At 62.6% G+C, this 11,678-nt stretch carries 10 protein-coding genes; 7 read left to right on the top strand and 3 right to left on the bottom strand.

Features of this window, described 5'->3' with window-relative positions; all coding sequences use genetic code 11:
- Positions 1-72 precede the first annotated feature (72 nt).
- The 3 genes from H5T60_06210 to H5T60_06200 all read left to right on the top strand — a co-directional run bounded on the left by H5T60_06210 (position 73) and on the right by H5T60_06200 (position 3,769).
- Positions 73-1,341: an insulinase family protein gene (locus H5T60_06210; protein ID MBC7242021.1), complete on the top strand. Its 1,269-nt coding sequence runs from the start codon at positions 73-75 to the stop codon at positions 1,339-1,341.
- A gap of 197 nt (positions 1,342-1,538) precedes the next feature.
- On the top strand, positions 1,539-2,141 hold the full coding sequence (locus H5T60_06205; GenBank protein ID MBC7242020.1) for a response regulator: 603 nt from the start codon (positions 1,539-1,541) through the stop codon (positions 2,139-2,141).
- A 35-nt stretch (positions 2,142-2,176) separates the two neighbouring features.
- On the top strand, positions 2,177-3,769 hold the full coding sequence (locus H5T60_06200; protein ID MBC7242019.1) for a response regulator: 1,593 nt from the start codon (positions 2,177-2,179) through the stop codon (positions 3,767-3,769).
- Here the strand turns inward: H5T60_06200 and H5T60_06195 are convergent.
- From H5T60_06195 to H5T60_06185, 3 genes are read right to left on the bottom strand one after another with little or no spacing between them, the layout of a single operon-like run.
- Positions 3,739-6,039 carry a transglutaminase domain-containing protein gene (locus tag H5T60_06195; protein MBC7242018.1) on the bottom strand — a complete coding sequence of 767 codons (2,301 nt, stop codon included), beginning with the start codon at positions 6,037-6,039 and terminating at the stop codon, positions 3,739-3,741. The two genes, H5T60_06200 and H5T60_06195, sit on opposite strands and share 31 nt — an antisense overlap.
- A gap of 21 nt (positions 6,040-6,060) precedes the next feature.
- On the bottom strand, positions 6,061-7,179 hold the full coding sequence (locus tag H5T60_06190) for a site-2 protease family protein (GenBank protein ID MBC7242017.1): 1,119 nt from the start codon (positions 7,177-7,179) through the stop codon (positions 6,061-6,063).
- A gap of 12 nt (positions 7,180-7,191) precedes the next feature.
- Positions 7,192-7,569 (bottom strand): hypothetical protein, encoded by a 378-nt coding sequence (locus H5T60_06185; GenBank protein ID MBC7242016.1) that lies wholly within the window; start codon positions 7,567-7,569, stop codon positions 7,192-7,194.
- A gap of 275 nt (positions 7,570-7,844) precedes the next feature.
- Here H5T60_06185 and H5T60_06180 point away from each other — a divergent pair, with 275 nt between their 5' ends.
- The 4 genes from H5T60_06180 to H5T60_06165 form a co-directional block, all read left to right on the top strand.
- Positions 7,845-8,474, top strand: a complete 630-nt coding sequence (locus H5T60_06180; GenBank protein MBC7242015.1) for a GntR family transcriptional regulator — start codon at positions 7,845-7,847, stop codon at positions 8,472-8,474.
- A gap of 122 nt (positions 8,475-8,596) precedes the next feature.
- On the top strand, positions 8,597-9,538 hold the full coding sequence (locus H5T60_06175; GenBank protein MBC7242014.1) for a metallophosphoesterase: 942 nt from the start codon (positions 8,597-8,599) through the stop codon (positions 9,536-9,538).
- Positions 9,539-9,725: 187 nt separating this feature from the next.
- Positions 9,726-11,372: an APC family permease gene (locus H5T60_06170; GenBank protein MBC7242013.1), complete on the top strand. Its 1,647-nt coding sequence runs from the start codon at positions 9,726-9,728 to the stop codon at positions 11,370-11,372.
- Between the two features lie 91 nt (positions 11,373-11,463).
- Positions 11,464-11,678, top strand: a 215-nt coding sequence (locus H5T60_06165) for a hypothetical protein (GenBank protein ID MBC7242012.1), incomplete at its 3' end; no start/stop codon positions are given.

The raw sequence follows: 11,678 nt of genomic DNA, 5'->3' as shown, positions 1-11,678 counted from the left end.
CCTTGCAATAATCCCAGATCCCCAGTGGCGCGCTACCGCAGAAGACCTGTTGACCCAACTGCGAGGTACACCGTGAACTACATCAAGACCGTCTTCGACAACGGCCTAATCCTCCTGACCATCCCCGTGCCGTACGTTCGGTCTGTGGCGATTTCGGTGTTTGTCGGGGTTGGCTCGCGCTATGAGCCTGACGAGGACGCCGGCGTCTGCCACCTCATCGAGCACATGCTTTTCAAAGGCTCCTCCCGCTGGCCAACCGCTCGCGACATCTCAGAGACCATCGAGGGTATCGGCGGAGTCATCAACGCCAGCACCGGCCGCGAGACCACCTTATACTGGGTTAAGATCGCCCAGCCCCATGAGCACGTGGCGCTGGAACTGCTGGCCGACATGCTGATGCATCCCATCATGGACCCCGAGGAATTCGCCAAGGAACAGCGGGTGGTCATCGAAGAGATCAACATGCTCCACGACTCCCCGGAATCGCTGGCGCAGATCACGATCAACAACCTGGTATGGCCGGCCCATCCGCTGGGCAGAGACATCAGCGGCACGCGCGAATCGGTGCGCGGCCTCACCCGCGATAAACTCCTCGCCTATATGGACCAGTTCTACGGCCCGCCCTGTGTGGTCATCAGCATCGCCGGCGCCATCGAGCCGGAGCAAACCCGCGACCAGATCGCCTCGCTCTTCCAGGACTGGCGCAAAGTGCCCGGGCGAGACCCCCTGCCCTACCAGGACTTCCCCCACGCCACGGCAAAAGTGGTCTTCAAGGACACGGAGCAGGCCCATATCTGCCTGGGATTTCCTGGCCTGTCCCGCAATCATCCCGACCGCTTCGTGCTCACCCTGGCCAACACCATCCTGGGCGACGGCATGAGCTCGCGCCTGTTCCAGGAAATCCGCGAGCGCCAGGCGCTGGCCTACAGCGTGGACTCGTACATCAGCTTCCTGCGGGATACCGGCATGCTGGGAATTTACGCCGGCGTGGACCCCTCCCGCGCCGAGCCGGCGCTGGAAGCCATCGTGCGCGAACTGCGCCGCATGCGCGACGAGCCTGTTTCTGCCGATGAGCTGGCGCGCGCCAAGGAGTTCAACAAGGGCCGGCTCCTGCTCCAGATGGAAAACACCTCCGCCATCGCAAGCTGGTACGGCCGGCAGGAAATCCTGCCCGGCGATGTTTTCTCCGTGGACGATGTCATTGCCCAGATGGAAGCGGCCACCCCTGAGGACATCCAGCGCGTCATGCAGGCCGTCCTCCACCACGACCGGTTCAACATCGCGGTCGTCGGCCCCTTCGAGCAGGAAGACCGTTTCGCTGGATTCCTCTCCGCGCTGTAGCCCCGCCAGGTGATAATCGCATCGCAGATGACCGTCATACCCCCTCGCGCCCTGTGTCCTCCGACATTCCAGGTATTTCCCGGTTGCGCAGCTATGCATAAAGATATGTTGACAAACATTATGGCGTTTAGTATAATCAAGCAGGGTCAAAAAAAGAATTGGACGGTAACCGGGCAGGAAACAGGGGGTAACCGCAGATGGCAGAAGAAGAAAAGGCCCGCAAGCGAGGCCGGCAGCCCAAGTCCCAAAAAGAAGAACAGCCGCAGAAGAACTTCAAAGTCCTCGTCGTAGATGATGACCAGGAAATCGGCTACATGTTCCAGCGCCTGCTGGGCGGTCCGCAGACCAGCGTCACCATCGCTCGCGACGGCTACGAGGCCCTGGAGATGATCAAAGCGGAGCCGTACAATCTCATCTTCCTGGATGTGCGCCTGCCGGGCATGGACGGCGTACAAACGCTGGAGGAGATCAAGAAGCTCCGCCCGGACAGCATCGTGGTCATGATGAGCGGCTATTCGGTGGAGGAGGAGATCAAGCGCGCCATGTCGTTGGGTGCGCAGGACTTCATCGCCAAGCCGTTCGAGGACATTGACGAGATCATGACCATCGAGGAAGTGGCGCGCTATCTGAGCCTGCACGAGCTGACCGTGCGCCGGCTGGCCCGCGACGGCGAGATACCCGCCTTCAAGATCGGCCGGCAGTGGCGCGTCAAAAAAGCCCTCCTCGACCGCTGGATCGAGCGGGAGGCCATGCGCAACGTGCAGGAGCGCGGCGCTCAGGAACGCGAGGGGAAAGAATAACATGCCTTCTCTGAGACAGCCTTCGGAGCTCCCACATGCCGCGTGAACGGGTACTCGTAGTTGACGACGAGGTGGATGTGCTGGACCTCTGCCAGCGCGTGCTGGAGACAGAGGGCTATCAGGTTGTCCGCGCCTCCGATGGTTGGGAGGCGCTCAACAAAGCGCGCGAACAGACCTTCGACCTTCTGCTGACTGACATCAAGATGCCAGGGCTGGGCGGGCTGGAACTGGCCCGCGCCATGAAAGAGGGCAACGCCAACCTCGTCTGCGTCACCATGACCGGCTTCAGCACCATGAACCTGGCCATCGAGGCTTTGCGGCTGGGCATTGACGAGTTCATCGTCAAACCCTTTACCCCCGATGAGCTGGTCTCTTCCGTGAGTAAAGCGCTGGCCAAAGTGCGGCTCCAGAGAGAGAACATCCGCCTGCGGGCGCTGATCCCTTTGTTCGAACTGAGCAAAGCCTTCCTTTCCACGGTAAAAGAGGACGAAATTCTGGAGCATGTCCTGCGCATCGCGCATCAGGAGACTCATGCCGCCGGCGCGCTGGTGATGCTCGTTGACCTCCAGCATGGCTGGATCACCGCACGGAAGGCCGCCGGCATCCTCGCCGGGATGCGCGTCAGCTCCCCACACCAGGGATGGTCCCTCCCCTGGGAAATCCTGGAGTTGAACCAGCAGGTCATCCTGCAGGGGCCCGAACTGCTCCCCACCACCACCCGCTCGATGGCAATGGAGGCCGGCATCGGCCCTTTGGTCGGCTTGCCCATCGTCGTGCAGAACAAGCCCAGCGGCGTGCTGATTGCGGCGCGCGAGGCCGGCGCCGCCCCGTTCGACGCCAGCGACGTGGAACTTCTCTCCATCCTGTGCGGCCAGGCCGGCATCGCCCTCGCCAACGCACGCCTCTTCGCCGAGATCCAGCGCGCCTACGAAGAGGTCAAACGCCTGGACCACATGAAACGCGAGTTCATCAACATCGCCGCCCACGAACTGCGCACCCCCCTGGCCATCCTGATGGGCTACGCCAGCATCCTGGCCGAGGAAACCACCGGCGAGATGCGGGAGCGGCTGGAAATCGTCGTGCGCAACGCCGTGCGCCTGCGCTCATTGATTGACGATATGCTCAACCTGCGCTACCTGGAGACCGGTGAGATCGCCTTCCATCCCGAGACTCTGCACATCCAGGATGTGGTGGAGGAAGTGCTGGAGGAGTTGGGGCCGCTGGCACGCGAGAAGCCGCTCACGGTGCTGGTAGACCTGCCGGCCGACCTGCCGCCCGTCGTCTCCGACCGCCAGAAGGTGACGGCCATCCTGGCCAACCTGCTCTCCAACGCCATCAAGTTCACGCCGGCCGGCGGCACCGTGCGCATCGGCGCGGAGGCCCGGGACGGCGAACTGCGCGTGGAGGTCGCCGACACAGGCATCGGCATCCCGCCGGAGGCCATTCCCCACATCTTTGAGCCGTTCTATCAGGTGGAGGATTCGCTCACCCGCGAGCACGGCGGCATCGGCCTGGGGCTGACCATCGCGCGAGAGATGATCAAACGCTGCGGCGGGCAGATCGGCGTAGAGAGCGTCCCTGGCCAGGGAAGCCGCTTCTACTTCACCCTGCCGCTGGAGCCGGCATAACCCCCCGCCGGCCGTATCAGCCGAACAACCCGAGCGTACACCCCACTTACCCGCGCCCTCAACAGTTCCGCGCGCGCCCGGTGCCATATCTGTATCGGGTCACCCTCGGCCGGCGCGGCGCCGGCCGGCCCGTATCTCTGCCGCACGAACATATCCGCCAGAGTGCGCACGCTTCCGCCGGCCGCTGGCGCCCGGCGCGCCAGCACCCCCGCAAACTCGTACGGCGTCCAGGTCGGCTGTGCCCGCACGCCGGCCAGCGCCGGCGCGAAGCGCGTCAGCCGTAAATAGGCACGCTCCGCTGGCGTCAGCCGGCGCGGTTCCATCAGCCGCCAGACCAGCCGCAGGATTCCGCCCAGCAGGCCCAGCCCGGCCAGGACGATGCCGGCCTCCGCCCCCGCCCGCGCCGGCGCCGGCAGTCTCCCCACCCCGAACGGCCCCGCCTCCTCGCCCAGCGGGGCTATGTCCGGGCCGAACTTTTCCTCCTCGCCCAGCGGATTGGTCGGCGCGGGGCGCTGGGCCGCCTCAGCGGTCAGCGCCTCAACCCGGCTGGCATAGCGCACGGGCAGGGGCTGGGCCGGCGTCGGCTCAAAGATGATCCAGCCGTACCTTGGGAAGTACAGCTCCGCCCAGGCATGGCCGTTCTTTTCCAGGATGTGGTACACACCGTTCTCGTCCGGGGCCCCTACCACATAGCCCTGGACGAAGCGGGCGGGGATGCCGGCGATGCGCGCCAGCACGACCATGGCCGAGGCGTAATAATCGCAGTAGCCCTGGCGCATCATGAAAATAAAGTATTCGACCGCGTCCTCCGTGGGCGGCGGCGCCTCAATCTGTTCATTATAGGGGATGTTGCGCAGGAAGCTCTCAATGGCCAGGGCTTTATCATAATTGTTGGTGTAGCCGCGGGTGAGAAACCGGGCCAGCCAGAGCAGGCGCCGCGGCACGTCCTGAGGAAGCTGGAGGTAATACTGCCGCACCCAATCGGGATAATCGGTGCCGGCGGAACGCAGGCTCTCCTCGTCCGCCACTGAGACCAGCGAGACCACCCGATAGACATCATCCTCATACAGGCGGTGCTGGGGGAAGGCCATCTGAATGTCGGCCGGCGGCCGCGCCGCCGTGGCCCCCTCGCGCGGCAGATAGAGGAGCTGGGCCTCGGCGGGAATATCCACCTGGTACAGCAGTGGGGCCGCCAGGATGATGCGCATGGCCGGCCAGCGCACCCGTACCACCTGCTCCACCTTCCTGCGCATCTGATACGGCGGCTCTGCCATGGGCGAGGAACGCTCCCCGAGCGGCCCACGATCGGTATAAGTCGCCGCCCAGCCTCGTCCGCCGTAATAATCGTAGGCCGCCGCCACCCAGTAGCGCCCCTCCGCCGCCTGGATATCGGCGATGGGTGCGTCGGTCAACTGCACCTCGCCGGCCAGCAGTTTGGTCGGCCCGAAGGTCAGCTCCCGGCCGGTGCCGTAGCGCTGGAGGGAGGCGAACAGCCGGTTCCACTCCTCCTTGACCGTACGCACCGGCCGCTCCAGACGCTCACCGAAGCGCGCCAGGGCCTTCACCTGCTGGGCGCCGGGGAGCGTCCAGGCCAGGAGCAGGGCCAGGAGCGCGATGACCAGCCCGTCGCGGATGATGTCGAAGCGTGCCTCATCGCCGGCCAAGATGCGTGCCTTCTGCCATTCCCCCTGCCGTTGGTGCAGGCGGTGCCGGATAAGGAGCAGGAGGCACAGCCCCAGATGAATCATGAAATAGGGCATCAGCTCCGGCGGGGCGTAATAGAGATTGAACATGAGGCCGGCGGTGGGCGGGAACAGGGCCCACCACAGCCGGCCGTGGCGGAAATACTGCCAGACGGAGACGTAGCCGACAAGCCAGAGCAGGAGCGTCAGCTCAGCCACGAACACCAGGTTGTCATAGCTGGTCCCGCCCCCCAGCAGGACCATGAGCCAGTGATAGAGCCGCAGGCCAACCTCGATCAGGCGATCCTGCCACGACAGCTCCGGGGATACCAGGGTGCAGAGCAGGAGGCTGTTGGCGATAAGGCCGACGAAGAGGATATAGCCGTGGGCGGCGCGCGCCGGCCAGCGGCTGATGGCCAGCATGAAGCCGAGCACCACTGCTCCCAGGACCACCCAGGGCAAAATGTGCAGGCCCTCTGCCCAGCGGGCGCCCTGAATGGACCATGTCAAATTGAGATATATCAACAGCAGAAGGACAAGGGACAGACGGTGTTCGCGCCAGCGCGCCAGCCCTTCCTCATCCGTCACGCGCCACCTCTCTCGCCGGCGCTATAACCCCAGCTCAATGCGGTTGCGGATATAATGCAGGAGATGCTCGCGGGTGATGATGCCCACCATGCGCTCCCCATCCACCACCGGGATCTGGTTGACGTTGGCCTCGTCCATGGTGCGCAGAATGTTCAGAGCGCTCTGATTGATATCCACCGACTTGATTTCGGACGAGGGAGTCATCACCTCAGAGACGTGCGTCTCCCGCCAACGCTCCTTCGGCACGTTCTTGATATGGTGCAGGGTCAGCAAGCCGGCCAAACGGTTGCCGCGCGAGATGAACAGACAGCGCTGGCCGGTGCCCAGCACAAACTCATCCACCACGGTCTGGAGGTCCGGGTCGTCCTCGATGGTTGGGCAGAGGGGACTCATGAGCTGGCGGGCGGTGACGCCGGCGAGCGCCTCCCGCAACAGCAACTGCTGATAGCTCTGCACGGCCGCATTATCCAGGAACCAGCCGATGAACACCAGCCATAACCCGCTCACCCAATCGCCCAGGAAGATGGCCACCAGGAACCCGCTGATGATCATCAGTGTGGCGATGACCCGCCCGATGATGGAGGCAATGCGGGTGGACTGCACGATATCGTTACTGCCCCACCAGATGAGGGAGCGCAGAACGCGCCCGCCGTCGAGGGGAAAGCCGGGGATCAGGTTGAACAGCCCCACCCACAAGTTAATGAGGGCCAGGGTACGCGCCAGGCCGGCCACGAAGGAGCGCGCCGGCGCCGCCAGCGCCACAATCCCCAGGAGCAGGGCCAGGAGCAGGGAAGAGGCGGGGCCGGCGGCCGCCATCAACAGTTCATGGCGCGCCTTTCTAGGCTCCTCGCGGATGTTCGCCACGCCGCCGAAGATAAACAGCGTGATGCTGTCCACCGGCACCCCCTGCGCCCGCGACACCAGGCTGTGGGAAAGCTCGTGGATCAACACCGAGGCGAACAACAGGAGCGCGGTCAGGAGGCCGGCCAGCCAGTAGGAGACCGCCGGCCAGCCCGGGTACTGGCGCGGATAATTCACCGTGGCGAACGAGACGGTGATCAGCGCCACGATAACGAACCACGTGTAGTGAATGAACAGCGGGATGCCGAACAGCTTCCCAACCCGTATGGAACCCCTCATGCCTTCCTCCCATCACACATCAAAAATGCCCGGCCGCGGTTCATCGAGCTGTCTCTCCACGATAAACACCGCCCCACATTCCTGACAGGTGGCTACGTGAAAACTTCGCCGCGTTTCCAGCGAACAGCGGAAATTCAGCTCCAGGAGGTGACTCCCACAGCGCGGACAGCCTTTGCGGCGCACTTCCCGCTCCACCCGCTTTTCCAGATCTTCCCAGGTCAGGGCCTCGCCGTTGGTCTCAAAGCGGAAGCCGCACTGCTGGCATATCACGAGGATGCGTGGGAGTCCGTTCTCCGTCTCCAATTGGACGCAGACCTCGAGCCGCATGGAGTAACAGCGGGGACAGCCCATTTGCCGCAAACGCTCTTCCACCTGCGCCAGGTTCGCCATGGTCCACCTCCTGGAGCCGGCCTGCCCCCTTGCAGTACCCTTTTCCGCAACAAACGCTTCGCTGTACTTCCAGCTTCCAACATGCCGGCGATGCTTCTACCTTTAGCATATCCCAAAACCCGCCGCTTGTCAATGGGGTGGCGGAAGAAGGTCGGAACGTTCTCTCCCGTTCATGTAATATGACGGCAGTTGACATTTTCGGCGACCTGTGATATATTATTAATACATTAGCCGAGGGGTGCCGATGATTGCCGGCACCCATAGGGACTCTCCCGATGATCTCACAGACAGAGCGAGCCTACAACATCCTGAAAGCCAAGATCGTCAGCCTGGAATATCCCCCGGGGAAAGTGCTCCGCGAGGCGGAGCTGATCCAGGAGTTGGGCATCGGCCGTACCCCCATTCGAGAGGCTCTGCAGCGTCTGGCGCGCGACGACCTGGTGGTGATCCAACCCCGGCGCGGGATGTACGTCTCGGAAATCAGCGTCACCGACCTCAAACAAATCTTCGAAGCTCGCATCCCCATAGAGACATGGGCCGCGCGGCTGGCGGCGGAGCGTATCACCGACGTCCAGCTCGCCGCCTTGGAAGATGCCATTCGTATGGCAGAGGATCGGCATTCCGCCGATTTTGTGGGCCGGCTCATGGAAAGCGACCGCTTGGTGCACAAGATCATCTCGGAGGCCACCAACAACAAGTTCCTGATCGACGGCGTGCGCTGGCTTTATGACCTGACGGCGCGCATCTGGCGTCTGGCGCCCAACCCGGCCGCCGGCGCCGATGAGATCCAGTCCCAGCACTGGGAACTGCTCAACGCCCTGCGCAAACGCGATCCCCATCTCGCATATCAGGTGATGGAACGGCACGTGTTGGACTTCTGGAGCCAGGTGCGGGCCCAGGTATAGCCGGCCGGCCCCGCAGGGCGGATTCGCGTGGATTGTGTAGTATATCACAGATATTTTTCTAGCACACTATTACTCGGCAGTACCCGGGCTTGCTCGGAGACCATTTCTGTTTGGAGGGAAGAGTGACCACGATCTTTTTCGCGACGGATGTCCATGGTTCTGACATTTGCTGGAAGAAATTCATCAACGCCGGCAAATTCTACAACGCGGACATCATCATCCTCGGCGGCGACATGACCGGCAAGGCCATCGTGCCCATCGTGCACCAGGGAGGAGACAAGTATATCGCCACGCTCCTGGAACAGCAGTTTGAGCTCCACGGCCAGGAGGAAGTGGAGCAGATGATCAAGCAGGTGAAAAGCCGCGGCTACTATCCCTACGTCACCAACCCCGATGAAATCCGCGAGCTGGAACAGCACCCCGAAAAGGTGGACGAGCTGTTCCACCAGGAAGTGCTCAAAACCGTCCAGGCCTGGATGGAATATGCCGACGAAAAGCTCGAGGGCACCGGCATCCGCTGTTACGTCGCCCCAGGCAACGACGACATGTTCGAGATTGACGATATCATCCGCGCCTCCAAGCACGTCCACCTGGCCGAGGGCGAGGTGATCCCGCTGGATGAGTATCACGAGATGGTCAGCTCCGGCTGGAGCAACATCACCCCCTGGCATACCTACCGCGAGGAAGAGGAGCCCAAGCTGAAGGAGCGCCTGGAGTCCATCGTCAAAAAGCTCAGCAAGCCGGAGACCGCCGTCTTCAACTTCCATGTGCCGCCCTACAACAGCAATCTGGACGAGGCGCCGGAACTGACCCCTGACCTGAAGCCCAAGCTGGGCGGTCGGGCGCTGGTCCCCGTTGGCAGTACCGCGGTGCGCGAAATTATCGAGAAATATCAGCCCCTGCTGGGACTGTTCGGGCATATCCATGAGGGGAAGGGCACGGCCCGCATCGGCCGCACGCTGTGCATCAACCCCGGCAGTATGTACGAGCAAGGCCGGCTCCTGGGCGCCGTTATCACCCTGAACAAGGGCAAGATCAAATCCTACTTGCTCACCACAGGTTGATGCCGGCGCATATTTCGAGGGTTCGGCGCGTGAGGATTATGCTATAATATGAGTGTGCTTTCTCCGGAAAGGAGGTGATGGCCCGCAGAATACCCTTGTTCGTCCGAACGGCAGTACCACGGTCTCTCATTCTTTCGTCATTCCACCACCCTAAGCAGGCTTCGGGAAGGAAAGGAGAGTCGGCAAAATGGAACGACAGCAATCGTCCACCCTGTTCGTCCGTGCTGCGACCGGCCTGGTGCGTGCCTGGTCCGTCACCGACGCGTTCATCTACGCCTTCTTCTCGATCAACCTCATCACCCTGGGGCTGTACATCTTCTCCCAGATGTACTACCTCGATGGCAACCTGATCGGTGCTTTGCTGGTTTCCGGGTTCTTCATCTCGTTCGAGTGTATCGTGTATGCGGCCCTGATCGCGGTGATGCCCCGTGCCGGCGGCGACTACGTCTGGCAGAGCCGCATCCTGGGCGGCGGCGTGGGCTTCATCCTGGCGGTCACCGGCTGGTGGTTCATCCTCTGGTACTGGGTGCCGCTCTACGCCGACATGCTGCGCTATGAGGTCATCACCCCACTGCTGGCCATCCTCGGCGCGCAGGGGCCGGCGCTGTGGTTCACCCAAACGCCTGAGGGTGGATTCATCAGCGTGGTGATCGTCTGTGCCTTCGTCTTCGTCTACATCGCCATGGGCATGCGCAACTATGCTCGTCTGCAGAAAGCCTGCTTCATCGGCGGCCTCATCGGCTTACTGCTGGTCTTCCTCCTCCTGCTGATCGGGAACCCGGCGGCGTTCAAGGCCAACCTGGAGGCGCAGATCCCGCAGTTATTCGGTGCCCCGGGCGACGGCCTGTATGAAGCCACCCTGGCCGCCGGCGAAGAGGCCGGCACTGCCCAAACCTGGGGCGGCGGTTGGGCGCTGGCACCCATCTTCCTGGCCATCCCCTACATGGTCTTCTTCAACCTGTGGCCGAACTGGGGTGCCACCCTCTACGGTGAAGTGCGCGGCGCCACCGACTTCAAGCGCAACTTCTACGGCATGTGGTACGCCCTCATCGCCACCACCGCCCTGGGCATCGTGCTCTTCGTGCTCATCAACAAGACCATCACCTGGGACTTCTACATGAAGGCCAACGGCGCCTTCTGGAACTACATGTGGGGCTACACCGAAACCCCGCCGCCCATCCCGGTCTGGCCCTATCCTGCCCTCTTCGCCGCCATGCTGACCAACAGCCGCGTCATCCAGTTCATCGTCATCCTGCTGATGAGCCTGTGGTTCTTCGGCTGGTCGGGCACGGTCTTCCTGAGCTCCACCCGCGTCATCTTCGCCGCGGCCTTTGACCGCCTTCTGCCGGAATGGGTGGCGGACATTCACCCGCGCTTCCGCACGCCCATCAATGCCTTGCTCTTGATGGTGATCCCATCCCTTATCGTGGGCGCGCTGTACTCCTGGAACATCTTCAACTTCCAGACGCTGACGCTGTGCTCCACGGAGGTTATCGCCATCACCTACCTGGGCAGTACCATCGCCGCTATTGTCCTGCCGTACCGCAAGCCGGAACTGTACAACGCCTCGCCGATCGCCAAGTACAAGATCGCCGGCATCCCGCTCATCACCGTCGCCGGCATCATCTTCCTGGGCTTCGAGCTGTTCCTGCTCTATGAGTGGATCTTCGACCCGCTCGGGCTGTACGGCATCAGCTACCGCAACACCAGCTCGGTTGTCTTCATGCTGGGCATGTACGCGCTGGCGGCCATCCTGTTCTTCGGCTTCAAGGCGTACCGCAAGCGGCAGGGCATTGATATCGACAAGGTGTACGAGGAAATTCCGGTTGAATAAGCGCCGGTTGGATCGGAGCTGGGGGCCTATGCCCCCAGCTCCCCCTACCAATGTCTTCTCCGTGAAGGGGAAATAGGGTTGGACGACAACCATGGCTCCTACGTTAGATGATGTAAAAGATGAAGCACTGCGGCTTATCGAGGCCGCGCAGAAAGAGGGAATCTTCATCCGGCTGATCGGAGGGCTGGCGGTCTGGCTCCACTGCCCCAGCTCCGTCGCCGGCCCGCTGGCGCGCAAATACAAGGACGCGGACTTCGTCACCAACAAAGAGGGAAGCATCCGCTTGCCCGATTTCTTCGAACGCAT

The organism is Anaerolineae bacterium, from assembly GCA_014360855.1.
In the GTDB taxonomy this organism is placed as follows: domain Bacteria; phylum Chloroflexota; class Anaerolineae; order JACIWP01; family JACIWP01; genus JACIWP01.
The sequence above is the reverse complement of the archived record's forward strand: the minus strand, read 5'-3'. Positions and strand labels throughout refer to the sequence as shown.

Bases quoted from the DNA above. Each gene is read 5' to 3' on its own strand.
- H5T60_06205 (MBC7242020.1), top strand. From the start codon at position 1,539: ATGGCAGAAGAAGAAAAGGCCCGCAAGCGAGGCCGGCAGCCCAAGTCC.
- H5T60_06200 (MBC7242019.1), top strand. From the start codon at position 2,177: ATGCCGCGTGAACGGGTACTCGTAGTTGACGACGAGGTGGATGTGCTG.
- H5T60_06190 (MBC7242017.1), bottom strand. From the start codon at position 7,179: ATGAGGGGTTCCATACGGGTTGGGAAGCTGTTCGGCATCCCGCTGTTC.
- H5T60_06185 (MBC7242016.1), bottom strand. From the start codon at position 7,569: ATGGCGAACCTGGCGCAGGTGGAAGAGCGTTTGCGGCAAATGGGCTGT.
- H5T60_06180 (MBC7242015.1), top strand. From the start codon at position 7,845: ATGATCTCACAGACAGAGCGAGCCTACAACATCCTGAAAGCCAAGATC.
- H5T60_06170 (MBC7242013.1), top strand. From the start codon at position 9,726: ATGGAACGACAGCAATCGTCCACCCTGTTCGTCCGTGCTGCGACCGGC.